24 protein-coding genes are annotated in these 26496 nt (G+C 53.8%); 7 read left to right on the top strand and 17 right to left on the bottom strand.

Features of this window, described 5'->3' with window-relative positions; genetic code table 11:
• Positions 1 to 202: 202 nt before the first annotated feature.
• The 10 genes from HY913_14020 to HY913_13975 form a co-directional block, all read right to left on the bottom strand.
• On the bottom strand, positions 203 to 1186 hold the full coding sequence (locus HY913_14020) for a tetratricopeptide repeat protein (GenBank protein ID MBI4964390.1): 984 nt from the start codon (positions 1184 to 1186) through the stop codon (positions 203 to 205).
• Between the two features lie 104 nt (positions 1187 to 1290).
• On the bottom strand, positions 1291 to 1578 hold the full coding sequence (locus HY913_14015; GenBank protein MBI4964389.1) for a DUF1232 domain-containing protein: 288 nt from the start codon (positions 1576 to 1578) through the stop codon (positions 1291 to 1293).
• Positions 1579 to 1626: 48 nt separating this feature from the next.
• On the bottom strand, positions 1627 to 2373 hold the full coding sequence (locus HY913_14010) for a carbonic anhydrase (protein ID MBI4964388.1): 747 nt from the start codon (positions 2371 to 2373) through the stop codon (positions 1627 to 1629).
• Between the two features lie 734 nt (positions 2374 to 3107).
• A complete protein-coding gene (locus tag HY913_14005) occupies positions 3108 to 3986 on the bottom strand; it encodes a bifunctional 5,10-methylene-tetrahydrofolate dehydrogenase/5,10-methylene-tetrahydrofolate cyclohydrolase (protein MBI4964387.1) in 879 nt (292 codons plus the stop codon).
• Positions 3987 to 4254: 268 nt separating this feature from the next.
• Positions 4255 to 5022 (bottom strand): AAA family ATPase, encoded by a 768-nt coding sequence (locus tag HY913_14000; protein MBI4964386.1) that lies wholly within the window; start codon positions 5020 to 5022, stop codon positions 4255 to 4257.
• Positions 5023 to 5098: 76 nt separating this feature from the next.
• Complete coding sequence (locus tag HY913_13995) at positions 5099 to 5764, bottom strand: DUF3786 domain-containing protein (protein ID MBI4964385.1); 666 nt, start codon at positions 5762 to 5764, stop codon at positions 5099 to 5101.
• A 60-nt stretch (positions 5765 to 5824) separates the two neighbouring features.
• Positions 5825 to 7405 (bottom strand): phosphoglycerate dehydrogenase, encoded by a 1581-nt coding sequence (locus HY913_13990; protein MBI4964384.1) that lies wholly within the window; start codon positions 7403 to 7405, stop codon positions 5825 to 5827.
• Between the two features lie 287 nt (positions 7406 to 7692).
• Entirely contained in the window at positions 7693 to 9324 is a 1632-nt protein-coding gene (locus tag HY913_13985) for a methylmalonyl-CoA mutase (protein ID MBI4964383.1), read from the bottom strand.
• Between the two features lie 374 nt (positions 9325 to 9698).
• Positions 9699 to 10898: an acyl-CoA dehydrogenase gene (locus tag HY913_13980; GenBank protein MBI4964382.1), complete on the bottom strand. Its 1200-nt coding sequence runs from the start codon at positions 10896 to 10898 to the stop codon at positions 9699 to 9701.
• A 265-nt stretch (positions 10899 to 11163) separates the two neighbouring features.
• The gene (locus HY913_13975; protein MBI4964381.1) at positions 11164 to 12357 is read right to left on the bottom strand and encodes a CoA transferase; all 1194 of its coding nucleotides are present in this window, start codon (positions 12355 to 12357) and stop codon (positions 11164 to 11166) included.
• A gap of 298 nt (positions 12358 to 12655) precedes the next feature.
• Here HY913_13975 and HY913_13970 point away from each other — a divergent pair, with 298 nt between their 5' ends.
• The 4 genes from HY913_13970 (at position 12656) to HY913_13955 (ending at position 17984) form a co-directional block, all read left to right on the top strand.
• Positions 12656 to 13645, top strand: coding sequence for an FAD binding domain-containing protein (locus HY913_13970; GenBank protein ID MBI4964380.1), 990 nt, complete (start codon positions 12656 to 12658; stop codon positions 13643 to 13645).
• A gap of 221 nt (positions 13646 to 13866) precedes the next feature.
• The gene (locus HY913_13965) at positions 13867 to 14352 is read left to right on the top strand and encodes a (2Fe-2S)-binding protein (protein MBI4964379.1); all 486 of its coding nucleotides are present in this window, start codon (positions 13867 to 13869) and stop codon (positions 14350 to 14352) included.
• Positions 14353 to 14558: 206 nt separating this feature from the next.
• The gene (locus HY913_13960; protein MBI4964378.1) at positions 14559 to 16889 is read left to right on the top strand and encodes a molybdopterin-dependent oxidoreductase; all 2331 of its coding nucleotides are present in this window, start codon (positions 14559 to 14561) and stop codon (positions 16887 to 16889) included.
• Positions 16890 to 16979: 90 nt separating this feature from the next.
• Positions 16980 to 17984, top strand: a complete 1005-nt coding sequence (locus HY913_13955; protein MBI4964377.1) for a hypothetical protein — start codon at positions 16980 to 16982, stop codon at positions 17982 to 17984.
• A 230-nt stretch (positions 17985 to 18214) separates the two neighbouring features.
• Here HY913_13955 and HY913_13950 read toward each other — a convergent pair whose 3' ends face one another.
• Positions 18215 to 19114 (bottom strand): toll/interleukin-1 receptor domain-containing protein, encoded by a 900-nt coding sequence (locus HY913_13950; GenBank protein MBI4964376.1) that lies wholly within the window; start codon positions 19112 to 19114, stop codon positions 18215 to 18217.
• A gap of 170 nt (positions 19115 to 19284) precedes the next feature.
• Complete coding sequence (locus HY913_13945) at positions 19285 to 19509, bottom strand: type II toxin-antitoxin system MqsA family antitoxin (protein MBI4964375.1); 225 nt, start codon at positions 19507 to 19509, stop codon at positions 19285 to 19287.
• A 523-nt stretch (positions 19510 to 20032) separates the two neighbouring features.
• Here HY913_13945 and HY913_13940 point away from each other — a divergent pair.
• The 3 genes from HY913_13940 to HY913_13930 all read left to right on the top strand — a co-directional run bounded on the left by HY913_13940 (position 20033) and on the right by HY913_13930 (position 22614).
• Positions 20033 to 21622, top strand: coding sequence for an AMP-binding protein (locus HY913_13940; protein MBI4964374.1), 1590 nt, complete (start codon positions 20033 to 20035; stop codon positions 21620 to 21622).
• A 309-nt stretch (positions 21623 to 21931) separates the two neighbouring features.
• A complete protein-coding gene (locus tag HY913_13935) occupies positions 21932 to 22195 on the top strand; it encodes a hypothetical protein (protein MBI4964373.1) in 264 nt (87 codons plus the stop codon).
• 83 nt (positions 22196 to 22278) lie between these two features.
• On the top strand, positions 22279 to 22614 hold the full coding sequence (locus HY913_13930) for a helix-turn-helix transcriptional regulator (protein MBI4964372.1): 336 nt from the start codon (positions 22279 to 22281) through the stop codon (positions 22612 to 22614).
• 114 nt (positions 22615 to 22728) lie between these two features.
• Here HY913_13930 and HY913_13925 read toward each other — a convergent pair whose 3' ends face one another.
• From HY913_13925 to HY913_13905, 5 genes are all read right to left on the bottom strand, one after another.
• Positions 22729 to 23535 carry a methyltransferase domain-containing protein gene (locus HY913_13925; GenBank protein ID MBI4964371.1) on the bottom strand — a complete coding sequence of 269 codons (807 nt, stop codon included), beginning with the start codon at positions 23533 to 23535 and terminating at the stop codon, positions 22729 to 22731.
• Between the two features lie 33 nt (positions 23536 to 23568).
• A complete protein-coding gene (locus HY913_13920) occupies positions 23569 to 24252 on the bottom strand; it encodes a cupin domain-containing protein (protein ID MBI4964370.1) in 684 nt (227 codons plus the stop codon).
• Positions 24253 to 24348: 96 nt separating this feature from the next.
• Positions 24349 to 24849 (bottom strand): hypothetical protein, encoded by a 501-nt coding sequence (locus tag HY913_13915; GenBank protein MBI4964369.1) that lies wholly within the window; start codon positions 24847 to 24849, stop codon positions 24349 to 24351.
• Positions 24850 to 24981: 132 nt separating this feature from the next.
• Positions 24982 to 25617, bottom strand: a complete 636-nt coding sequence (locus tag HY913_13910) for a dephospho-CoA kinase (protein ID MBI4964368.1) — start codon at positions 25615 to 25617, stop codon at positions 24982 to 24984.
• 230 nt (positions 25618 to 25847) lie between these two features.
• Positions 25848 to 26399, bottom strand: a complete 552-nt coding sequence (locus HY913_13905; protein MBI4964367.1) for a hypothetical protein — start codon at positions 26397 to 26399, stop codon at positions 25848 to 25850.
• Positions 26400 to 26496: the final 97 nt, after the last annotated feature.

Genomic DNA, 26496 nt, shown 5'->3' with positions numbered 1-26496 from the left:
CGCGTCACGCCATAGGCGTGATTGATTTGTATCCAAAAAATATGCCGGCACGGGGAAACTGTCTCAGTATTATGACCGGTGGAGTTCGTTCGTGTAGGGGCGCTTCGAGAAGCGTCCTGATTTCGGGCGGTTCACGAACCGCCCCTACGCATGGGGTGACGAGTTCATCTTTTTTGAGACAGTTTCCGGAGGCCCGCACCTACTAATTTCCATGCGGCGCTTTTTGTTCACGGCCCGGTTTCCCCGGTTTGGACCTGATCCCTTGAGCCTTCATCTGAAGTTTTTCCGCTTCTTCATTTTTGCCCGTCTTGGCGTACAGCTCCACCATCTGGTCCAGAATGTCTGCCAGGAGAGGATCTTCAGACCCCTCAGACTTCTCCATGATTGCGAGAGCACGCTTCAAATGAGTCTCAGCGTCCGCATCCTTGCCCAGGGCCATCTCCAACCCGGCCAGGTTCTGGAGGAAAAGGGCAACCTCCGGATGGTCCGGTCCCGCCGACTTCTCCAGGATGGTTAAGGCCCGTTCCTGCAGCGGAAGCGCTTCGTTGAATTTGTTCTGTTCAGCGTAAACTGTGCTCAAGTTGTTAAGCGAGGTTGCAAGGCCCGGATGGTCAGGGCCATGTGCTTTTTCCAGAGTCTCTACAGCCTTGCTCATCAATGCTATGGCCTCGGCCTGCTTGCCCTGGTTCAGCTGGAGAATGGCGAGATTGTCCAGGGTTTCTGAAATCGTGGTGCGGTCTTTGGCCGGGTTCTTTTCATCAATTGCCAGAGTCCTTTTGTAGAGGGCTTCGGCTTCGGCGGTCTTGTCTTGCGCGTGGTACAGCGTGCCCAAATCGCTTGCAGCCTCTGCCACGGCCTCGGCGTCGGGGCCGAATGCCTTTTCATTTATGGCCAGTGCCCTCTTCAGCAACGGCTCAGCTTCGTCGAGCTTGCCCTGAATTTTGTACGTCCTTGCCAACAAAGCCAGGGATTGGGCCACGTGGGCGTCATCCGGCCCGAAAGTCTTCTCAGCCAGTTCCAGCGCTTGCCTGGCTGTTTTTTCCGCGTCCGGATAGTTGCGCTGGCTGAAGCTTTGTTCGCTCTTGTCTTTCAACGCTTTCCAGGCCTCTTCCTGACACCAACCGTTGGCTGTCACAAAGAGCGATACTGATGTCATGATTAAAATGAGCCGGAGACAGTACTTCATAGAAATCCTCCAATGGAGATTTATACAAACATTACGCCATGATATTGACTGACCTGCAAGGTGATCGACTTGGCTTTCATCCATGCAACAACAGGAGTTCCGGGCTATGTCACCCGGCAAGAAGCCGCCACCGAGCGGCAGTCCCGGATCACATGGTTGGGCACCATCCAAATCGCCAGGACAATGAGTGCAGGCACGACCACCAGATCATCGAGGTGGCCTACGACCGGGATGAAATCCGGGATGATGTCAACAGGTGACAGAGCATATGCCACGGCCAACCACAAGAGGGCTTTCGACATCCAAGGTGTGTCCGGATGCCGGTATACCGCCTGATAGTAAGCAAGCCTCTTTCTTAGCGTGCAGGCTACTTCGCGAAAGGAAAGGCTCATTGCCTTGCCAACCTCAATTCATGTTGTGAGGGATTCCAGTCGTTCCGTTCAGTGTGAATCTTTCTGGCCGGCGATGCTTTTGGCAATCAGTTCATCCTGTTTGTCGTGAGCGCCCATCCAATTGATCGCGCCGGTGTCTATGCTGTAGATGGCCCCTATGACTTTAAGCTTTCCATCCTTCACTCTCTTCGCTGTGACGGGGCTTATTTTGAAGAGGTCTTCAATCGCCTGCCAAACGTTGGCACGGATCGCGTCGTTGAGAAGGGCCTCAGGGGTCGCCTTGGGATTTCTTTGTCGAGCTTTTTCGACGGCCGGGACAATACTCTTGACCAGTTTAGGGAGGTTGCCGTGCACTTCGGCGTTTTGTGCCACCGCCTGAACAGCTCCGCAATGTGTATGTCCCAAGACTACCAGCAGAGGAGTATTCAAGTGGTCCACGCTGTATTCAATGGACGCGACTTCGTCGACGTTTGCTACGTTGCCTGCCACACGAATGACAAATATATCACCCACGCCGCAGTCGAAAAGGATTTCTATGGGCACTCTCGAATCGGAACAGGACAGCACCGCTGCAAAGGGGTTTTGTCCTTTCGATGCGGTTAACTCTCGCCGGTCAAAGCCCTGGTTGGGATGCTCCGGATTAGCTGCAACATATCGGGTATTTCCCTTCTTCAGCATTTCCAAGGCCTGGTCCGGGGACATGACAGGCCCTTCGCTCGCGGCCCATAACGGGGATACAGCAGCAATTGTCACCGTCAGTGCTAGGCTTACCAACGTAACGAACAACCTAGTCATAATACATCTCCCTCATTCGTAAGATCCCACTAATCAGAAGCGTCTATTTAACGCCGCAATGTTAACGGTCATATTACCTTGCCGCTTGACCTCGGGTCAACCTCAGACAACGCCGGCCCGGATGATAAACCTGTGCCGCGATTGATGCATGGCCGAAGTTTAAACCTTTTGGTGAACTTATCACCGACATAGATGGAAGTCGCACCTACAGAAGAAGCCCGATACCGGTTGCCAAAAGCAATGTCCGTTTGGCCACAAGATGATCGGTCCGGTTTTCAGACGGTATCGACGGACCTACTTTGCCAGAGCGTTATGACGCCCGTCGTTCCCGCGAAGACGGGAACCCAGGAAATCCCGCGAGACGCGGGACTGGATTCCTGCCTCCGCAGGAATGACGGAACGGGGTGCTGCAAATCGGACAAACAATATGGCAACTGCTATATGTCAACCTCTAAAGACGACGATACGAGCGAGGGAAGGGCAGTACCTTGTAAGCGGGCGGGCCTGGAATCTATTTCGCTGGAATTAAGATACTTGAATCCCGAAGATGAGTTCTTTGCCTGGGCCGTCCACCGGCAGATGGAGATCCGCCGGGTGACCTGTTGGTGTGATCTGTTGTTGGGGAACAGTCTCGGAAGGCCTGTCCCACATATCTGCCTTGGGTAATCGTATTGTTTGGAGAGTTGGGAGACGATAAGGGGTGCCCGAGTGCGAGCACCCCGCGTCCAGAGAAATTACTTCTTCATCGTTTCTTTTGCAGCGGTGAGCGTGTTCTTCATGAGCATGGCGATGGTCATGGGGCCAACACCACCGGGGACCGGCGTGATGGCCGCGGCCTTTTCCTTCACTTCGTCGAAAGCCACGTCGCCGACTAACTTGAATCCCTTTTCAGTTCCGGGTGCGTCAACGCGATTGATGCCCACGTCAATAACCACGGCACCTTCTTTGACCATGTCAGCCTTAACATACTCGGGCTTGCCTATGGCCGCGATGATAATATCCGCAGCAGCGCATCGCTCCTTGAGGTTCTTGGTCTTGGTGTGGCACATGGTGACGGTGGCGTTCATATCGCGCTGGTCCAGCATGTTTGATAACGGCCGGCCCACGATGTTGCTCCGGCCCACGATTATCACGTCCTGGCCTTGAGTATCGAACCCTCCGCGCTTGATCAGCTCGATGACACCTGCGGGAGTGCATGGAAGGAAGCGGACTTCACCGATGCTTATGAGGCCGACGTTGAAGGGATGGAAGCAGTCCACGTCTTTTTCCGGCAGGATAGATCTCAGGATCTTGGTTTCCGGGATGTGTTTGGGAAGTGGAAGCTGGCACAGTATGCCGTGGACGGTCTTGTCCTTGTTGTACCCGTCAATCACTTCCATTAGTTGCTCTGTGGTCGTTTCCGCAGGGAGCCTCGTCTCAAGCGACTTGATCCCTATGTACTCACAGGCCTTTTTCTTGTTGAGCACGTAGACTTTGGAAGCCGGATCTTCTCCCACGAGTATGACCGCCAGGCACGGCTCCAGTCCTTGGGCCTTAAGCGTAACGACCTCTTCCTTCATCTCGTCCTTTAGTTGCTGGGATACTTCGTTTCCACTGATGATTTTCGCCGACATGCAATCCTCCTTATGATGATGATTCAAAAAAATATTCGATCAGCCCGTGTTGATGTGTCGAATTCCAATAACCGTGGGTGCGCGGCCCGGAAGCTGTCTCAAAACCATGTCCCCGAGGTTTGGCCGGTAGGGGCGCTTCGAGAGGCGCCCTAATTTCGGGCGGTTCACGCACCGCGCCGTACTGCCGGCGCGGAGACATGGTCGGTTTTAAAACAGCCACCACGCAGTGCCCTTACCACTATTTACACCAAAATGCCGCCGAATCCCACTACGTTGAATCCGCTTCCAGAGCCTTCGCGATCTGTTCTATGGCCTGGAAAATCTCGGGATCGTCCAGGGATGGCGGACGGCTCTCCAGATCCGCGGCGGCGATCTCCTCGGAAAAGGGTATTATGCCGATCAAGGGTATGCCGTCGAGGTTGTTGCGCAAGAACTCCTCTTGCTGAATATTCCGAACTTTGCTCCCCACCGCCGCGACTTTGAGCAGTCCTATGTCGGTTGTGAGTTGCCGCACTTTTTCCGCGGTCTCGATGCTTCGGCGGCCCGGCTCCACCACAATTACGAGGCGGTCCACCCCCTGAGCCGTCCCGCGGCCCAGATGCTCGATGCCGGCCTCCATATCCATGATGACCACATCTTTCTGGTACAGGACGAGGTGGTTCACCAGGGCCTTGAGCAAGGCGCTCTCAGGACAGATACATCCTGATCCGCCTTTCTTGACCGTTCCCATAACCAACAGGCGAACGCCGTCTCTTTCCTTACCCAGGGCTTCGGGTAGGTCGTCCACTTTGGGGTTTAGCTTGAAGAACCCGCCCACCGTTCCCGGCTGCGCGCCCGTTCTATCGGCAATTAACTGCTCCATCTTGGCCACCGGAACAATGCCGGTGGTATCTATTCCAAGTGCTGACCCCAAATTAGCGTCAGGGTCCGCGTCCACGGCCAGTACTCGATAACCCTTCCTTGCCCAGTAACGGGAAAGGAGGCTGCTCAAAGTGGTCTTACCAACCCCGCCTTTCCCGGAGACTGCTATTTTCATGGTGTTCCTCGCAAAGCCCTACAATTGAATCACATGCCTTGGCATAAAATGGTCACTGCTTAATCCAAGGGAAAGCCTAGTCGCGGGAGGCCTTCAGCAATTCCAGTACCGCCATCTGTCCGGCCACCGCCATGTCCTCCGCGCTGAAGAAAAGATCGGCAGTTTCGTCAAACAAAACGCTCGCCTCGGGTGGAAACTCGTCGTCTCCTTTCCACAGGATGCAGGTGATGGGGAGGCACGGAAAATAAGGAAGTTCTACTGAAGCGTCGCCGGTTTCCCGTATCTTTCCGTTGAGCTTTTGGCCCCCGCGAATCATCATCGAGGGGTCGTTCCCGAAAACCTCCACGAGTATGTCCTTTGTCCGGCGGTTAAAAGCAGGTTCGTAAAAATGGCCGTCTCTGAACTCTCGGAAGTGTTTCAAACGGCCTACCGGTTGCCTTCCATCCGCGTTGTTCAAATAGTGCAGCGTGAGAATGGCCAACCAGATCGGCGCTTCTTCGCCGGTTTCTTTTATCGTGAGGCGAGCATCATCCAGATTCACCACGATTTCGCGATTAAGATGCGGTACGAGTATGGAACGTCCCACCAGTTTTGCCGCCGCCTTCTGTGCGATGCGGCCCGGATCTTTTCGTGCGAAGATTTCCAGGGCTATCTTCAGCGCCTGTTCATAATTATCCTGCTTTGGCAGCTCCGGACGGGACAGATCTCTAATATTCAGCATGCCTAACGGTCCGTCAATCACCAGGGAAACCTTCTCTGAACAAGAAGGTTTCCCCTTTGTCTTTGGTCATTTGAGCCGGGGTTATATGGCCAACCGTTTTACTGCAACGATGTTATCCAGCGCGCCAAGAGCGCTCAGTGCCGCATCATCCGCCCTGGTATCCGTGTTCAGGAACAGGAGAGCCTCTCCGCCTGCCTCCTGCCGAGCAAACTGGAAATGAGAAATATTTACGCCCTTCTCGCCGAGGGTAGCTCCTACCTTTCCGATTACTCCGGGTTTATCCACTCCCCGAATGAGGATAAGGTCCCCGGAGAGATCGAACTCCCCGCGAAAGGTCTGGTAACGAACCATGCGAGGTTCTGACCTGCCGAACAGGGTGCCCTCTACAACGTGCTCTCCTCGTTCAGTTACAACCCTGTACCGGAGGAGTGAAAGGAAGTTCTCGCCCTTGCTGACGCGTGTCTCTGAAATGACTATCCCACGTTCCTCAGCCACCATCGGCGCGTTTACCTGATTCACGTCGTCCTTCATAATCGGCGTAAGAAGGCCTGTGAGAAAAGAGGTGGTAATCGGCTTCAGGTCCATGTTGGCCACATCACCGGAATACTGGGATTCGACCGCTTTGATTCCCGTTTGTACCATCTGGCCGATGAACAGACCCAGCCGTTCGGACAGGTCGAGGAACGGCTTCAGAGTCACCAGGGCTTCGCCCGACACAGCGGGGGCGTTCACAGCGTTTCGGATGGTCCCGTTGACCAAGTAATCCTTAATCTGATCTGCAACCGCTATTGCCACGTTCTCCTGGGCTTCCTTCGTAGACGCCCCAAGGTGCGGCGTGCAGATTACCTTATCGAGGCCGATTAGCCTGGTCACGCCGGGCGGCTCCTGAGTATATACGTCAACTGCCGCGCCCGCGACCTTCCCGGACTCGATTGCATCGGCCAGGTCGTCCTCATTGATGACCGGTCCCCTCGAACAGTTGATGATTCGGACGCCTTTGCGCATTTTAGCTATATTCTTGGCGTTGATCAGGCCTTTGGTTTCCTCTGTAAGCGGCACGTGCAGCGTTATGAAGTCAGCGTCCTTGAACACGTCGTCCACGGTACCGAGCCTGACGCCCATCTGCTTAGCCTGATCCTCGGAGAGAAACGGATCGTATGCGATTACGTTCATGCCCAAGCCCATAGCTCGTTCAGCTACGACGGAACCGATCTTTCCTAGACCTATGATTCCCAGGTTTTTATTAAAAACCTCCGTTCCGGAGAATTTCTTCTTTTCCCATTTCCCGTCTTTCATGGAGGAGCATGCTTGAGGAATGTTTCGCGTCAGAGCCATCATCATGGCAAGGGAATGCTCTGCGGTGGTGACAGTATTGCCGCCAGGCGTGTTCATAACCACAATGCCCCGTTTGGACGCAGCCTTGATGTCCACATTGTCGAGGCCTGTGCCGGCTCTCCCGACCACCTTGAGGTTGTCCGCGACAGCGATCACGTCCGCGGTCACTTTGGTGGCTCCACGAATTGCCAGCCCATGATACTGGCCGATGATGGCTTTCAGCTCGTCGGGGCTCAGGCCAACTTTAACATCCACTTCAATGCCATCGGCATCACGAAGAATCTGCACACCCAATTCGGAAAGATTGTCCGAAACAAGGACCTTCACCGCCCATTCCTCCTTTGCTTTGGTTATCCGGCTAATTCGACTTAAATGCGCACTTAGGCAATGAAATTACGGTGAAAACTTCTTTTGGAACAAGGCCCTCGATCGCAATTCCCTTGCTTAAACGCGACGAGCGGACCACGGACCGTACCCCTGCGCGGGGCTTCGATACGCCGTGCCGCACTTGCCGGTGAACGATTGGACTTATAGATCAGGAACATTGCATAATTAGCAGGGATGGGCCACCATGTCAAGGAAGGGATTGTTCCGCCCACACTAGAGAAGACCCTTCAAAAAATGCTCGGTTCCTTGAATTCGCCGAATACTTCCCTGAATATGCCGGCCATTTCGCCCACTGTGCAGTATGCCTTGCAGCATTCCACCAGAGCGGGCATGACATTCTGTTTGGCTCGGGTGACTCTTTCCAGCTCCTGGAGGGTGCGAGCGACATCAGAAGAGCTGCGCTCAGCCTTGAGCCGGTTCAACGATTCGATCTGTCTGTCCTGGGTCTGAGCGTCGTACTCATGGAGTTCAACGTCAGGGTTGTCAGCCTCATCCACGTACTTGTTGACACCGATCTTGACGTATTCGCCTTTCTTGAGCCCTTTTTCCCATTCGTACGCCTGCTGCGACACAAGCCTCTGAACAAAACCGGTCGAAACCGCTTCGATCATCCCGCCCACGTCCTGAATCCTCTTGCGCTCTTCTTCGATCTTCTCTTCCATCTGTTTAGTCAGCGTCTCGATAAAATAGGAGCCTGCCAAGGGGTCAACCGTGTCTCGCAGGCCGATCTCGTCCATGAGAAGCTCGCAGGTCCGCAACGAAAGCAGCGCTGCACGCGGAGTCGGGATAGTGAAAGCTTCGTCAAACGAGCAGAGCGCCGTGGTCTGAGCGCCCGCGAGCGCGGCAGCGAGGGCGTAATAAGAGCTGCGTATGATGTTGTTTTCAGGCTGAGCCTTGGTCAGGCCGAAGCCTCCGCCTCCGAAGAGGCCACGGAGGTGCATTGCACGAGGATCCTTTGCGCCGTACCTCTCTTTCAGGTTCCTCGCCCAGAGCTTGCGGGCCGCACGAAATTTGGCCACCTGTTCCCACAGATTGCCGAATATGTTGAAATTGAAGGTAATCCCTCGCGCTACATCATCCACGGAAAGCCCGCGGCTCATTGCCTCGTCAATGTAAGTGTTGGCTATTTCCAGCGCGAATCCGATCTCCTGCGCAGAGGTAGCCCCTGATTCCCTGATATGGTAGCCGCAAACCGAAACGGGATTGCATCGGGGCAGAGTGGTTATGGAATACTCCATGGTGTCGCCGATAAGGCGCACCGCGTCGTGCACCGGAAACACCCACGCGCCTCGTCCTATCATCTCTTTGAGGATGTCATTCTGAGGTGTGGCGCTGACACGGGTGATGTCAAAGCCGCGCTTCTCAGCCATAGCCTGGTACATGGCCAACATTATCGAAGCCACGGCATTGACCGTGAGCCCTGAGCCGATTTTGTAGAGTTGGATGTCCGCGAACGCTACCTCGAAATCACGCAGCGTATCCACGGCCATGCCCACTCGGCCGACTTCGCCTTCCACGATGGGATTGTCCGAGTCGTAGCCCATCTGAGTGGGCAGATCGAAAGCAACGTTCAGGCCGGTCTGCCCGTGCGAGATCAACAGCTTGAACCTCTCGTTGGTCTCCTGCGGCGTGCCGAATCCCGAGTACTGGCGTGTGGTCCAGGCCCTTGAACGGTACCCCTGCGGGTGTATGCCTCTGGTAAAAGGATACTGGCCGGCCTCCGCCAGGTCTTTCTCATAGTCGAAGCCGCTTTCTTCAAGGTCCTTGGGGCCGTATTGCGTCTTGACTTTGATCCCCGACTGAAGGATGACCTCTTCGATAGCGTCTTTCTCGTTCTTTATGTACTTGGCTACACCCATGTTTGTTCACCTTTGGCTAAATACGAATTGCACTTTTTCACGTAGTTCCGTTGCGCCTATTTCCTAGGCGCCGCCTCATAGGCGCTAACCTCAGTGCCTAACCGTTTTCGTCCCAGAGGGACGAGACGAAAGTAGCCCGGCGATTCATCGCCGGGAAAGCCGTCAAAGAGACCCGTAGTCCCAGAGGGACGGCCGAAGAAGTTATTGAGGAAGCTTACCGATCGGTCGTCCCTACCGGGACTAAAGAATTTTTTTGATTTGTGCCTAAGCCGGCGATAAATCGCCGGCCTACTCTCAGGTGTTCCTCCGGAACACTGGGGAGGACGTCCCTCAAGTTGGCGCCCATGAGGCTCCGCCTGGGAACCAGGTGTAAATCACTGCCTGTTGCTCGTTCCTTTATCTCGCCTATGCTCTCGGAGCATGTCCTTGGCGATAATCAGTTTTTGAATCTCGCTCGTACCATCAAAGATGCGAAAGGCCCGAACATGGCGATAAAGACGTTCCACCACCATGCCTTTCACCACCCCTAATCCCCCAAATATTTGCAGCGCTTGATCAACAACCTCTTGGGCCGCTTCGGTTGCGTGCAACTTGGCAATCGCAGCCTCTCGGGTGATGCGTGACTCACCAAAATCATGCATCCAGGAGGCACGATACACCAGCAGAGCTGAGGCATCCACCTTTACAGCCATGTCAGCCAGTTTCGCCTGTACAAGTTGATGCTCGCAGATCGGCTTCTTGAAGGCAACCCGCTCCATGCTTCGCTCCGTGGCTTCTTCCATAGCGCGGCGGGCAAAACCCAGGGTGGCCGCGCCCACGGTAGGGCGAAAAAGTTCAAGCACCGACATGGCGATTTTGAAGCCCTGGCCGGGTTCGCCCAGGAGTCGGTCGGCGGGAACACGAACGTTGTCAAAATGAAGGGTCCCGACGGTATGTGGTGAGAGGACGCCAAGGCGTTCCTCCAACGTGATGCCGGGAAGTCTCCCATCCACGACAAAGGCGGAGATGCTGTCCGCATTCGGAGCCTCGCCGGTTCGTGCGAAAACCACATAAACGTCAGCGAGTCCGGAGTTTGAGGTCCAGGTCTTGCAACCGTTAATGATGTAGTGGGCGCCATCCAAATGCGCTTGCGTTTCAATAGCCGCGGCATCGGAGCCGGCCCCTGGTTCAGAGAGAGCGAAAGCAGGAAGCATCTCGCCCCGCAGATACCCTGGTAGCAAGTCTTCCTGCACATGCCCAGAGCCGAAAAGCGCAATAGGCATGATGCCAAGCCAGGGCTCAGAGAACGCCACGTCCGCAATACCCGACCTGTATCCGAGGGTCTCCCGCATCAGGCAGATAGTGCGGAGATCGTGCTTATCTCCCCGTGCGCCGTGGTTTCGAGGGATTGAGTGTTCAAGCCACTTATCAGCCCCCAACCTACAAAAAATTTCTCGCGCTGCTTTTCCATCGCCCCCATCGTCATCATCGTACCTAGGCAGTTCGGACGCTACCCACTGAGCGAAGTCCCTCGCAAACGTTCGGTGGAACGTATCAAAAAACGGCCAGACTAGGTGGCGATTGTCCATAAACATGTCCTTATAAGCAGACGCAACTAAACCGTTGACAAAGAAGCAACTCACGGGACCACGCTCATTGCGAGGATTGGAATCCCGCGTCCCGCGGGAAAGCATTCTCATCTTTGGTGGGACGGGCATCTTGCCCGTCATTCCAACAGACAGGCGAGACGCCTGTCCCACCGTGGAGATGGCTTCGGCTACGCCCTTGCAATGACAGCCTCACTCTCGCCCAAGGAAACAAGTCCGCATGCAAAAAGGGTCTCCCCGCAAATCTTCCTCTTCATATTATCCCGTCCGCCTTCAGAGAACCCAATTCGCTGCTTGACATGCCCAGTTCCTTTCCGAGTATCGCTTCATTGTGTTCGCCAAAGCGAGGCGGGAACGAAAGCCGGCGCTCGTTGGACTCAAGGAACGAAGTCGAAGTCGGCGCGGGAGCGAGGGTCAGCTCGAAGCCTGTCTTGTGGTCTTTTGCCTTTAGCAACTTTCCCGCCACTATGGGGTCATTTGCAACCTCAGCGACGGTGTTGATCTTGGCAGCAGCCACACCGATGCTGTTCATCACACTCACTAATCCGGCTGTAGTCATGGTGCTCGTGATGTCGGAGATCGTCTGATTGAGGTTGGCCACATCCCCTATGCGTCCGGCATTCTTCTTGTAATCCTCACGGTTGAGAGCCGAGAACTCGGATAGGGCTGCGAGTGCCTGGAATTGTTTGTCATTGCCTACGGCGATATACACGTAACCGTCCGAGGTCGGATAGACCGACACAGGAGCGAAGAATTCGTGGGTGTTTCCCCGGCGGGAGATCTTCTTGCCGAAAGAACAGGTCATGGTGATCGGAACCGTCAGCCATGACGTTGTGCTATCCAGCATGGACATATCTATTCTGGAACCTTCACCGGTCATGGCTTTCTTGAAAAGGGCTTTCATGACTAAGCCGTAGCAGTGTTCGCTTGTTCCCATATCGGGCAAAGGAATGCCGGTCACCTGGGGCGTGCCGCTCTTTTCGCCGGTAAGCTCCATCAACCCGCCGCGAGCTTGCAGGATCGGATCGTATGCGGCTTCGTTGCTATCGGGCCCGAAGCCGGTGATACCCAACCAGATAATGTCCTTTTTGACACCTTTCAATGTGTCATAGTCTATCCCGAGCTTTGTATAATTCTTTGGGAGCTGATTGGTGGCGAAGATGTCGATTCCAAGGTCACGAATCACACGCAGGAGTATCTCCCTGCCCTTGGGTTCACCCAGGTTGAGAGTAATCGCCTCTTTGCCTGCATTTATGGCCATGAAATAGCTGTTCATGCGGTCCTCGCCAGGCAGGAAAGGCTCGCCGACCATACGATTGGGATCGCCGAAAACCGGATGCTCAAGCCTTATTACTCGGCAGCCATCCATTGCGAGCCGATAAGTAAGATAAGGCAACACCGTTGCCTGCTCCAGGGATAGCACCTTGATACTTCTGAATAGATCCATACGTTCAGCTCTCCTTCAAGGGGACAATAGTGTTGACAGCGTTTTTTTCAGTGCCTATGATGGGGCTTGAAAAGGACTTTGGTCCTTTGTAATCAATTAATCCGATAACCACAATCGTGTCAAGGGTGCATTCCAAGGAGTAAATTGCTGGGAGACCTTTTTGTAGAAAACTGCTGCACGCAGGCCGACAATGCCTTTTTAGGCCCGCGCAGTCGGTGTCCAAAACCTGGCGACTCGAAGGAAGATATGGCCGCCCGCCGAGGGCACCCGTAAATTCCCCCTTTTGAACGGAGTTCAGATGCGTTTGCCCGCCTTTGCCTACCATGCGCCCGGCAGTCTTGCCGAGGCCCTCAGGATCAAGAATGAACTAGGAACATCGGCTTCGATCCTTGCCGGTGGAACCGAACTCATTGTGAACCTGAAACAGCGACTCTCTTCGCCGGCAGCGGTCATCAGCCTCAAGAATATTAAAGAGATGTCAGGAATAGAAGCGAAGCCCGATGCCGTGGTCGTCAAAGCCGGGACCTCGCTGATGGAGACAGCAGACAATGAGGCCATCAAGAAGCATTTTCCGCTCCTGGTCAAGGCAATAGGATCAATCGGCGCAATAGGTATTCAACATTTCAGAGGCACAATCGGCGGCAATCTTTGCCTCCAACCCAGGTGTATCCTTTACAATCAGAGCCTTTTCTGGCGAAGCGGAAAAGACAAGTGCCACCGTACCGGCGGCAAGGATTGCCTGGCTTTGAAGGGATCAGAGTCCTGCAATTCCGTATGTTCGGCTGACACAGTGCCTGTCTTGGTGGCTCTCTCCGCGCAACTGACCATCGCAGGAATCGGTGGCAAGAGATCCATGCCTGTCAGCGAGTTCTTCACGGCAAAGGGAGAAAGCCCGTTCAACCTTGCGCCTGAAGAGATCGTCACCGAGATACGGCTACCTATTCCCTGGGCACCTATTTCGGGGTCTTATCAAAGGCTCAGCTTCAGGTCCGCTGTAGATTTCCCTACGGTGAATGCGGCCGCAGTGGCGATCATGGACAAGGGCAGGGTTGAAAGCTTCCGTGTTGTTCTTTCCGCCGCGGGCCCTGCGCCGATCATCCTGAAGGAAGCGGAGTCCGTCATCAAAGGGCAAACGCCCGATCTTGAAATGATCGAGCTGGCGGGCAACATCGCGCTGAAGGCAGCCGAAGGCGCCATCGTGGACAATGCCGCTGCCTCAAAAGACTACCGAATAAAAATGGCAGCGGTGACGGTACGCCGCGCTGTGAAAGAAGCATTGGGGTTGTAGGGAGGGGAAAAGAAGCTAGTGCATTGCGGGGGGAAACTTTTTTGCAAAAAAGTTTCCCCCCGCACCCCCCTTCCAAAAACTCTCATTCATTCCGTAAGATATGACGATGAATGAAGTAGTCTGGCAGTAACCTCAAACTGGAGCCAATAAACCGGCACTTTGGAATGGTGCCACGGATGTGCGAAGCTCATCCGTGCTCTACCAGTGATAAAAGGCGGAAAATGAAGAAGCAGCTCTTGAGCTTGACGGTGAACGGAGACGTCGTTGATGTGGCGGTCGCGTCCAATGCCACGCTCCTTGAGGTCTTACGAGAACATCTAGGGTTGTACGGCGTGAAGGAGGGCTGTTCTGAAGGGGTTTGCGGGGCATGTACCGTGCTCATGGACGGGCAGCCCATCAGGTCTTGCATCACGCTTGCGCTGGAAGCGGAAGGCGCTTCCATAACAACCATTGAAGGCCTGGCTCAGGAGGGCAAGCTGCATCCCGTTCAAGAGGCCTTTGTCGAAAAGGGTGCAGTTCAATGCGGCTTTTGCACGCCGGGAATGATTTTGTCCGCGAAAGCCCTTCTCGATCGCAACAGCCACCCAACGGATGACCAGATCAAAACAGCCCTGGCTGGCAATTTCTGCAGGTGCACGGGATATTCCAAAATCCTGGACGCGGTGCGTTCGGCGTCAGGCGTGATAACCACGGCGGAGGGCGATTAACCCAAGTTCCGCCACGGGGACTCCTTTATGGAAAACGTTTCCCCCGTGCCCCTTTCAAGAAGTTCGATAACTTGCCCGCTGGCCGGCTCCCGCTACCAGCGGAAATCGGCCAGCGGACATGATATAGAAGTTTTTGGAGAGGGGTGTGGGGAGGAACCTTTTTACAAAAAGGTTCTCCCCACGAATTCCCCTTGGAGGTGAGCATCTTGGCTGAAGAGGAATTCAGTTATATCGGGAAGAGCGTTCCCCGCGTGGATGCCCGCGCCAAGGTCACGGGAGAAGCGGTTTTCACAGCGGACATCAGTCTGCCCAGAATGTTGGTTGGTAAAATCCTGCGGAGTCCCTTGCCTCATGCCAGGATTCTCAACGTGGACGTGTCGCGGGCAAAGAAGCTGCGTGGGGTGCATGCTGTGGTGACCGGCAGCGATACGGCAGGCGAAAAATGGGGCGTGTTCCGGTACACCCGAGATCAGCAATTGCTGTGCGTTGACAAAGTCCGGTACGTGGGGGACGAAGTGGCCGCGGTGGCTGCCGTAGATGAAGACACCGCACTCGAAGCGCTTAATCTTATCCAAGTCGAATACGAGGAACTGCCGGCTGTTTTCGACTGCTATTCCGCAATAGCGCAGGACGCGCCTCTTATACATGAGGACCGCGCTCGAAACATCAATGTCAGCGTGAAGATCGACGTTGGAGATGTGGATTCCGCGTTCCGGGATTGTGCGCTTGTGCGGGAAGACACGTTTGTGGCTGAGGAAGACTCTTACTTCATGACCGAGCCGTATGCGGTGGTGGCCAATAGCCATTCAGACGGGTCTATCGAAATCTGGATGCCGAACGCTTCGCCGCACACCAAGGCCAAGGCCTTATCGAATGCACTGAAGCTGCCTCTGTCGAAAGTGAATGTGAGAAAAATCACTATCGGAGGGGCCTTTGGAGGCCGGTCGGATGTCTTCCCGGCTGAGTTCATTACTTGTCTGCTCAGTCTCAGAAGCGAACGGCCGGTCAAGGTTGTTTATTCGCGGGAAGAAAACTCCATTGCCACTCGCATGGGTCACGCGATGATAACCACGATCAAGACCGGCGTGGGCAAGGACGGCACAGTGTTGGCGCGAGACATTGTCAGTTACTTGGACGGAGGGGCTTACTCCAGCACAGGGCCTATTGCCACCTCGGTGCCGTTTCTGTGTCATGAGCAGACCTATCGCATGGATAACGTCAGATTTCACGGATACCGCATCTATACGAACAAACCCGTGAGAGGGATGATCCGCATCCACGGCCGGTCCTTCGCGTGCGGGATTGACACTCAGCTCGACATGATCGCGGAAGAGCTTGGAATCGATCCGGTGACCATTCGGCTGAGGAACGCTCGCCGTCCTGGTGAAACGACGCCCACAGGGTCTTACGTTGCCAGTTGCGGCCTGGTGGAATGCATAGAAAAGACAGCGGAAAAGAGCAAACTGCTGGAGAAATTGAAAGATCAAAAGCCCAATCACGGCATCGGAATGGGATTGAATTCGGTGCAGACGGGCTTCCCACTGGGTATTCGAGGCGGTTCCCAGGCTTTTATCAAGTTCCACGAGGACGGTGGGGCCACCGTGATTTCCGGTGTAGTGGACAATGGTCAGGGCAACGACAACATGTTGGTGCAGATAGCCGCTGAGGAGTTGGGCCTGCCTTTGGAAGACATAAGGCTGATCTCCGCGGACACCGAAGTGACCCCGACTGACGCTGGATCTTACTCCATGATTTCGACCTTCGGCGGAGGGAATGCGGTGAAAGCAGCGGCTTCCGATGCCAGGGAGCAGCTATTCGAAGTGGCATCGGACATGCTTGAAGCAGATCCCGCGGACCTGGTGGCCCGGAACAGGAAAATATACGTCAAAGGCGCGCCGGATGTGGGCATTCCCATCGAGAAGGTCGTCCGGAAAGCCTTGATAATGGGCCGCCCGATCATGGGGCGAGGCGCGTTTTCCCCTGAAGTGGATCAGCGCCGCGAATGGATTACCAATCCCAAGGGGCAGTTATCGCAGGCGTTTTCATTTGGAGCGACTGTCGCGGAAGTGGAGGTCGATCCTGAAACCGGCCAGGTGCATGCGCTTGAAGTTACAGCCGCGCAGGATTGCGGTTTTGCTCTGAACCCCATGGTAGTCGAAGGCCAGTTCGAGGGCGGAGTTGCCATGGGAGGGCAGGGCGGCATGCTGGGTGAAGAGCACCGCTGGAACCAAGGGCATTTGCTCAACCCGTCCATGCTTGAGTACAAGATCCCGATCATAACCGATATGCCCAAGATCAATTCCATCATCGTCGAAACCATAGATCCGGCCGGCCCGTACGGCGCAAAGGAAGCCGGCATGTCCATAGCCATGTCCGCAGCCCAGGCCTATTGCAACGCAGTCGGAAATGCGCTCGGCATTTACTTCAATCACTACCCCTTGACTCCCGAAAGAATCCTGGACGCGATCGAAAACAAAAAACCAGGCATAAGAACCGCCTGGGATTTTGAGCCCGTCAAGATAATAGAGCCCGAATAAGAGAGGAAGTCTTGCATTTCAAGACCTGCATTCGCATCCTCAGAGACCAACCCTGATCCAGACTCACAATTGGCCAAAAGGACTATCCCCATGACGAAGTATGATGAATATTGGGAGTTGAGACTTGGGGACCAAAGCAAGGGAACGCTGCTGAGGAATGTTCTTGAGGCTTTGGGTTTTGTTTACGCGGGGCCAAACTCGTTCTCAGGCTTGTCCGGTCTGAGACACGAATTTGAAGCTATTGGCTCAAATGATCGAAATATTCTGCTTGTAGCTGGTGGCGCAGAAAAGGACCGGGGGGTAGAGTGTGAGCTTAATCCTCGACAGCGAATGAAGGAATGGCGGGATCAAGCATTGTTAAGTGCTCTCGATGTGCAGAATGCCCTTCTGCACGAGGGTCTCATAGTCGAAATAATGTTTTTTCATAACGTTGCCTATGGCTACAGCTTGCCATTTGGAGAATGGGCAAAGCGGGGGATTTCGAGTACTGAAGCAATTCAAGGTTGGATGGCTGACTATAAGCTGCCCAGCGATATTGAGTTGTTTTGTGTTTTGCCGCGCCAGGAAATTGAGCAGCTATCCAACCAGGAGTTGGCAAACGTCGCCCAGTCTGTTGGAGCCAGCTTCCTGAGTCTCGATGACTTTGCAAAGGAAGATCTCTCCACTATCGTCAAGGCTCACGCGAACAGTGACACAGATGAGAGTATCAAGATAATATTGAAGCGTAGCCGTCTTTATCAGTACTTCGCTCCTCCTACAGACGAACTCGTGCTATCGGCTTATGACATCTCGCGGCGCAAAGACCGCGACCTGGCCAAGCAAATCTATGACGCAGCCCGGGAATTGGGTCATCCCCCAGCAGAAAACATCTTAGTGCCTTCCGCTGATTTCAACGATCCTATTGAAACCGCCAAGGAGCTTGAGAAACACAAATATATTTCCTTTGAGCATCGAGTGGAATTGACCGAATCTGGTGTCAGGGCCACGCAAATAATTAGAAAAACCGCGCAAGGAAGTTCTGTCATTCGTGCACTAAAGGCCCTCAACTTAGATAAAGTGGTTGAGGCCATTATTAGAGCAACAAAGGGAGAGTAACGGATTTCGCTTTAAGGATCATGAGCGAACGGGCGGAACCTTTGCTGACGACACGTTCGTGAACAATGTTGAGAACGCGCTTGGTCGTATTCTTAATCCTCCTAAGCCTGGCAGGCAGGCCATCACCGCACATGAAAGGGGCATCCTGTCCTTGGAATGGCGCAGTGCAATTTTATAGAATATTTTCACTACCTCACTCTAAGCCGCTAACTCCCTTCAACTGGGCAGCCCTAGCCTCGTTGCAAATCCTTTGTGATCTCTCTTACGATTTCAATTGCCGTCTTTTGAGGAATGCCGTTTCGCTCCAAACTCGCAATAACCTCCTTTGGATTTCTACCATCTTCTAAGTTTTTCAACGCATAGTTTTCCGCTTCGGTGTATCTTGAACGGTGTATAGGTCTTGAAGTCACATGACCCCCACGCTCTAACTCAGAGCAGAGGTTAGGGGGATCCAGAGCAATTGGTGTGTTGTCATCTTGATGTCTCGCTTTTATTTCTTTCAGTGAACTATCCGTCTCAAGCACAGACTGCGCAATTAAACGTGTGTTTTGGAGTACTTCTTCAAGCACCGCGCGTTCCGATCTTGAATCTGTCCCTTGGTCTTTCTGTCCATCATGTGGCGTTGCCTGCCGTCTTCCTCTCTGCACCGCTCTCTTCTTCGCGTCCTGAATCTGACTATCAAAATCCGGCCACCACCTAGCAAAAGACTTCTGAAGATGAGGTTCGTCTAATCTACCCGATTGTAGATCAGCATTGATTGTATTAAGCAGTTTAAACATATCTTTCTCAGTGGGCATCACCGCCTGAAATTGGACTAATGGACCTTGCAGGTCAGATGGAGATAAGTCAATAAGAAGCGGGGAAACATGGGAGCGTGAAACGCTCTTGGAGAGAGCACCAGCTTCGAAGAATATCCATGGTGATCTAAGGTTCTCTTTTGTTAGGCAGATGACACCGAAATCTGTCTGTTCTAGTTCGGTGGCAACATGTGCAAACCACTGCGAACCCTTAGTGATGTCTTCGGATGAAACGTATGGTACAATGACTTGAACAACTGAAGGCAGCCACTCACGCAATCCTAAAGCAATCTCGTGGCTCAGCTGTCCTGACCAACTGATGAAGACTTTCATAAGCCTATACCCCCAAAATCTGAGTCCATTGACCGGCGGCTCTAGGATAGACAATTCCTAACAGAAAAAATCTTGTGTTTCAAGACCTGGCTCCGCATTTGCACAAGGAAAAGGCCTGATTCCTAGGCTGGCTGGAAAGTGATACGTGAAACACACTTTCGGAACTTCGACTATGCCGCGAACCGGATGATTTCCACCTCAGTGTTCCTGCTCACTGCATCCTCGGCCATACTGAGGACCCTCTCGGCAACGGCTTGATCGAGGTAGTATTCTCCGCAGTTTTCGCATACCTGGCCCGGCACTTCCTTAATGATCACGGTTGCTTCGCCTCGCTCCAACGTGACGGTCACCATTCCAGGGCTCGTTTCACCCAATTTGCACAGAGTACATCTCATGGGGTCCTCCTCACTCTGAAGCCGTTTTCCCATAGGTCCGGATCAGGCTCATAGGCAGTCACAATATAGCATGTCCCGGTTTCCGCGTCTAAGGCGGCTGATTCCATTGTTAAAGAGGTTCTAATCGGTGAGAACCCTTTCGGATTTGCCATCAAACCGCCGTTGATACGACAGCACTGGTAGGGGCGAGGCACGCCTCGCCCGTGGGCGACACATGTGTCGCCCCTACGGCGCTGCCGCCTGGACAATTCGGAGGGAGTGCCTTGAAAGCAAGCTCATATAGCAAGTGAAACGGCCGTCCAGCCAACTTTCCGTTTAACAAGAAGTTCTTTATAGTGGGCCATTGAAATAATTCTCGACAAAAACTCTTTTGCAAAATTGGCGAGAAATGGCGTATCATACGGGGAGGTAGCGACACTGGATCGAAGCCAGCCTTCTTACATGATTCCGTAGAATGAATTCACGGCCTTCAGCTCTCCCGCGAGAGAGACTCAGGCTCGTGGTTTTTCTCCAGGAGGATTTCATGACCATAAGCAAATGGATTCACATGGGAACGGTCCTTAGCAGGCACGCTGTTCATTATCCCGACAAGCTCGGTTGCCAAGACAAGAAAAAGAGCTTCACATTCAAAGAGTGGAACGACCGAAGCTGCCGCGTGGGCAATGCTCTGACCTCCATGGGCTGCGGGCGTGGGGACCGGTTCGCGGTCATAGCTTTCAATCGCGTGGAATGGATGGAGATGTACGCGGGATGCGCCAAGGCCGGGCAAATATGCGTGCCGATAATGTTCAGGCTGGCCGCGCCGGAGATTCAATACATAGTGAACGATTCCGGCTGTAAGGCTCTTATTGTGGATAGACCGTTCGTGGATATGATCAACTCCATCAGAGGCCAATTGCCGGTTCCTGCCGGCAATTTCATATATCTCGGGGAGCCGGGCGATTCTGTTCCCGACGGTTATGTGGGATACGAGGACTGGCTGGCTGCTTCATCAGGGGAAGAGCCCGATGTGGTGGTAGACGCGGAGGACCCGTGGACCTTTATGTACACGTCGGGCACGACCGGCAAGCCCAAGGGAGTCGTCAGGACCCACGAGAGCTATCTTGCAATGTACTACCTCGACGTCGCAAACATGGGTGTGCGCCCCACGGACAAAGTCATGATGGTCATGCCCATGTGCCATGTCAATTCCATATTCTATTCGTTCCCTTATACCCTGGTGTCTGCCGCTGTGTGCGTGTACAACGAATCGAGCTTTAGCCCGCAGGATTTTCTGGCCACAGTGGAGAAATACAAGGTCACGTTTGTATCTCTTGTCCCCACGCATTACATTATGATCCTTGCTCTGCCTGAAGACGTTAAGAAACAATACGACGTATCGAGCATGCGGCAGCTGCTGATCTCATCCGCGCCGGCCAGAAAGGACACAAAGGTCGCAATACTGGACTTTTTCAAGAATGCAGAGTTGTGGGAGGCTTACGGCTCCACGGAAGCAGGCCTGGTGACGTTGTGTCGGCCGCAGGATCAATTGCGTAAGCTGGGTACCATCGGCCAGGAGATCTTCGGCGTGGACCGCATCAAGGTCTTGGACGAAGAAGGCAACGAAGTCCCGGATGGGCAGGTGGGCGAACTTTATGCGCGAACGCCCATGTTGTTCAAGGAATACTGGAACCTTCCCGAAAAGACCAAGGAAGTCTTCCACGGCGAGTGGTTTACCGCAGGGGATATGTGTTATCGCGATCCCGACGGGTTCTATGTTCTCGTGGACCGCAAGGCCAACATGATAATCACCGGTGGGGAGAACGTTTTCCCCTCAGAGGTGGAAAACGCTCTGGGCGCTCACCCTGCGGTGAAAGATGTGGCTGTGATCGGCATCCCGCATGAGAAATGGGGCGAGTCCATCCACGGCGTGCTGATCCTCCACGAAGGAAAGGAAGCCACGCAAGAACTGAAAGAAGAGATCAAGCGGCTTGCACGCACAAAGATAGCAGCATACAAAGTCCCCAAAACTCTGGATTTCATCGAGGACGACGAAATGCCTCGCACCGGGACCGGCAAAATCCTGCACCGTATCCTCAGAGAAAAATACGGAAAATGGAGCGATGTGAAGTAGGGCCGGGGGCAAAGCCCGGGGAGGCCGAACAAAAAGGGCCTCCCCGGACCCCACCCCAAAAACTCCCATCATTTGCAGGCATTGCCTCTGCCGAGGCAATGCCTGACTGCGACTCCTTGACACTCTGGCAACGTTCCGTTCAGCTGCCCGGTGCCACGTGTACCCCCACAGTTTCCTCTGGGCCAGCCCCCGCCGCGGCTTGCCTCGGTTGAAAAGCGCCTGCTTTTGTGATATTGACGTTACCCTAATCCGTGGCCTTTTCACGGAGCGGACTTCCGGTTGTCCTGCGAATTCCAACGGAGAAAGCGAATGAAGTCACTCCTCTGCCTGTGCTGCATGTTGGCAATAGTTTTCCTCTGCCTTGCGCTTGTTCCTGCAAGCGCGCAGCAAGCCCAGCCGGGAAGCCGAGGTTCCTCAGATCAGTGGACGAGCCACCAGATGAATCAGCCCCCGCCCGGAGCAGGAGACAAAGACCTCTCCAAAGATCGCCTCGATGACATCCGCGAGCTTTACGAGCTTGCCAGGAAAGAGGCCGAAGCAAAGGCCGCACCGAAGCCCGCAGATAAAAAGTAGACTACCCAAAGTTTCAATTACAGCATAGCAAGGCGCGGCCCGTTCTACAGGTGAATCCCACACTGTGCTCTGGGAGCCATGAGATGGAAGAAAAGAAGCTGAGTTCGGACGCCTTTGAATTGATTTACAGACGGTATATCAAGGATGATCCTGCGCGAGTGGCTTCCTTTCAAGAAGAACTGACCAAAGCCGAGATCGCGCGTGAAATCTACGACCTGCGTAATCAGGCTGCGCTAACACGCGAGCAACTCGCGGACCTTGTTGGGGCTACGGCGTCAGTCATCGAAGACGTCGAAGAGGCCGATTACGAAGGAGACTTTCTTTCGATGGCGTCAAGAATAGCCGCTGTCCTTCACAGGAAGGTGGAAGTTCGTTTCGTACCGGTGGAAGGCACAGAACCCACCGAAATCGGGGTGTAACATCCCCTTGCGGAACCACCGGCCACACAATGCAATTTGTGCACGGCTCTGTGACAGTGACAGGCGAGCTTCGTAGCCATGCCTATACGAGCAATTGCACGGGAACGATAATCCTTACACCGCCCTCACCGCGGTTTTCTGTCCCACCATCAGTATCCATCTGAAGAGAATTTGGGTCTTTGGCATGTGGTCGAAGAGGCTGGCGACTTTTCGCAAGCGTTCAGGGTATTCGATTCCGGGAAATAATCCGGCGGACATGGCCGGTATGGAGAAGAACTCACGGAGAAGCTCTTCAGGTAATGCGAAATTCTCTTTCCACGTGCGGTGGCGAGGAAACAAGTCAGCGAAAAAGGATTGGAAGTTTCCCAGGTTCACTGGTTTTTTCAGACTCACCCCCTCTTTGGCCTCCTGATCCGCGACGGCCATAAGGTTGTTGTCCGTTGCATCGAAAAGGCCTTCCATGAAAGTAAGGCCGACGCTGCCCTTGTCCTTTAAAAGGCCCTGCGCCTGCCTGAGGCTTTGCTGGTAATCGGGGATAAGGAAGATGGAAGCACTGTAAATAATTGCGTCAAACGGAAAGCTAAAATATTCGGAAAGCGTCGCGGCATCGCCTTCCACAAAAGTCAGCCGGTCGGACACACCAATTGTAGAGCGGGCGGTCTCCAGCATGGCAGGCGAGTTATCCAGGCCCCAAACCCTGCAGTGAGGCAGCGCTTCAAGAATCTGGATCGAACTCGCACCGGTCCCACATCCGACATCGAGTACGTCCGCGGTTCGCGGGAGGCTCATGCCGCTGAGCAGCGCTTTGTTCAGGTTCTTGAAAAAACCATACCGCTCCTCGAAGGAATGATAAATGGCGGGGCTGCGATCAAAGTTCTCCCTTACGGCCCTTTTTATTCGAATGACCTTGTCTTCGTCCATTTCGAGTCCTTATGACCCCATCTGCTGCCGAGATTAGTCCTGCCGAAAAAACTTCAGGTCCTTAGGGAGAACGATTATCCTTTCCATTGTACGGCGGAGACTGGATTCGCTGTGATCGTCTCCGTGTTTCCATTCCCTCAGAAGGGCCTTGGCCTCCTCTTTGGACTTCTTCAGAACTTTCCGCAATTGCCCCATAGTGATGCACTGTCGTTCATAAACATAACGGGCAAGCAAATCCAGAGGCAATTCCTTGAGGTCCTCCAAAGGGACCTTTATGCCGGCAGCGGCCAGATATCCCTGGAGCTGTTGGTAAGGGTCCCGGTCTTCTGCTGCGGGAGACTGCGGGTCTTGTCCTTGCTCGCCCAATGGCTTGATGTATGTGGCGCTCCCGTCAATGAAATCCTGTCGGAGAGGCGAAAACAGATCCACTGCTGTGGCGCCTTGAGGACCTACCTTCACACCGTGCGGTTTGGAGGAAGGAATCACCAGCATATCGCCCTGGTGCAGAGCGAATTCCTCCTCACCAGGGAAATATATGGTTACCGTTCCTTTCTCGACCATGGTTATCTGTTCGGAAACGTGATCGTGAACAGGAAGGGTGGTCGCTGGTGCGAGTTCCCACCGAGTGACCATCAGCTTTTCACCCCAGAACATCTTGCGGGTGATGTTTTCGTTTAGTCTTTCTTCCTTGATGCTGTTCCAATCTATTTTCTTCATGAATCCAGTCTCCGGGGATGCAAAGTGGGTTCCGAAAGTCCGTTTTGCCGGCTCGGTCTCCCGGCGCAACAGGACTAAGAACCACCCTTTTGAGCTTTATTTCTCCCAATCTTCCAGATCGGACCGGCTTGGGTCGATGACGGTTACCTTGGAGTTCTTCAATGCCAGCCACTTGCCACATTTGCGGCAGTGAATGCGAACTCCGGTCTTCTTGATGGTTTTGTCTACAGGAACGTGGCAATCGTCACAGGTTATTGCGGCGCTCTCGAGGGAATCCAGGGCGAATGCTTCCCAGATTTGCCCGCTGGAGGGTTCGATCTCCATGATTCGCTTTACAGAGGCTACCATAGTGGCAGCGTCCGACGATCCCATACTGTCTTTGGCGCAAATGGATTCGACGGTGTCCACCAGGGATTTAAAATCCTTTGTGGTTCTATGGCTCGATGTCGTCTTCGGGTAAACGATTTTCGCCTTGCGGAACTTCCCAAGATCCATGCGGTGAACAGGGAAGATGTTCTTCACTCGGTCCGGGTAGGTCCTCCAATACCACACCACAAATATGATCACCCAGATGGTTATGCCGATAAGGATTTCCATTGTGCCGTCTTGGTGCCTCGCGTGCTCACAGCAATACGTGCAGTTCTAATGTGCCCGCAGCGGGTACTTACATAGGTTTAGGTTAATTTGTAGGACGAGCAACTCTTGGACGACCGGAAGCGGGCCTTCCTGCTATTGCGAACCTGTCTTCATTTCAACTGCCTTGGAACGCTCCAAGGCTTGGAGTTCCTCCAAAATTCCCTTTACCTGATCAAGAGTATGCTCCATGCTGCCGGTATTGTCCACGACCCGATCCGCGCTTTTTTTCTTTTCCTCTATCGGCATTTGAGCGTCGAGTCGCGATTGGGCGTCTGCCGGGGATATCTTATCTCGATCTACCAGCCTGCGTTCCTGTATGTTCCTGGGAACATAAACCACTATTATAAGATCGAAGGCCTTGTCCCATCCGCTCTCGTAAAGTAGCGGCACGTCTATCACTGCAATGTGATGACCTTCGCGTTCCAGACGCCGTAATCTGTTTTCTTGCTCCTCAGCCACTCGAGGATGGATGATGGATTCGAGCAGTTTTCGTTTGGACGTGTCTTGAAACACCAACCGCGCCATACCCGCTCGGTCCAGGTTTCCGTCCTCATCAAGGACTTTTTGTCCGAACGCGCGGCGAATCTCGTCCAGTGCCGCGGACCCGGGCTTTACCGCTTCGCGGGCCAACTCGTCCGCGCAGATGACCGGTATACCTGCGTCGGCAAACATCCGGCTCACAGTACTCTTACCCGAGGCTATGCCTCCGGTCAGTCCCACAACTAGCATTTGGCTCTTTCATTCCCGGCAATGACTATGTGGAGGAAACCCCCTCGTTCAAGAAGAGGTGGCCTCGTGCGTCTCTAAGAAAACTCTATATCTTTCCTGCTGCGCCCCTTACGCCGACAGCGGAAGGAGCGCAGCAGGAAAGGATGCAGAAGTTTTTGGAGAGGGGTGCGGGGAGGCCCTTTTTACAAAAAGGGCCTCCCCGCAATTTCTTCTCCTGAAAAGACTTCGACTCAGTCTTTCCTTTTCCAGGCTTCCCAGGCTGCATCGAGCGCGCGGTCTATCCTCTTGCCCGTTTTTTCCATGCTATCCCGAAAAACTCCCCATTGGCATCTCATGATTTTGGCCATCTGTTCGGACTGACCTTGAAACGCTTTGAGTTGGCCCTCGCCCAACCGCCCCATGGCAGTCCACTGCCTGTCCAGCACATCTTTGGCCTGACTGACGACCAGATTAAAGGTTTCCTCGGTAATGGTTCCAATGGTGTTGAGGCGGGTTTTGATCTCGTTCAGAAAGTTGTCCCAATCCAGGTCTTTTTCTTTGTCCAGTAATTCCCATGACTTTTTGATCTGCTCTGCCGCGGCTTCGATATCTTCCGAGGCCATTTTGCCTGACGCTTTCATGTTTCGAGCAATATGATCGACCGCGGCCATGAATTCTTCCCGCGAAGCGCCCCAGCTTTTGCGGAGGAAAGCCCGGGCCTCTGAGAGCATGAAAGCGCCTATGGTTCCCAGGTTTTCCATCAACTTGGCGATTGTTTCTTTGGCATCAGGTGATGTATCCATTTTGTCGCCTCCACTTGCGGCCTTAAAGCAATTGTCCGAGAAAAGAGTACCATGCGACGGTTTGGCTGGCAATGGAAATCCCTTTAGGCGGGCCTGT

The sequence above is a fragment of the Desulfomonile tiedjei genome (assembly GCA_016212925.1).
GTDB lineage: Bacteria > Desulfobacterota > Desulfomonilia > Desulfomonilales > Desulfomonilaceae > JACRDF01.
This window is presented reverse-complemented; position numbering and strand designations above follow the sequence as displayed.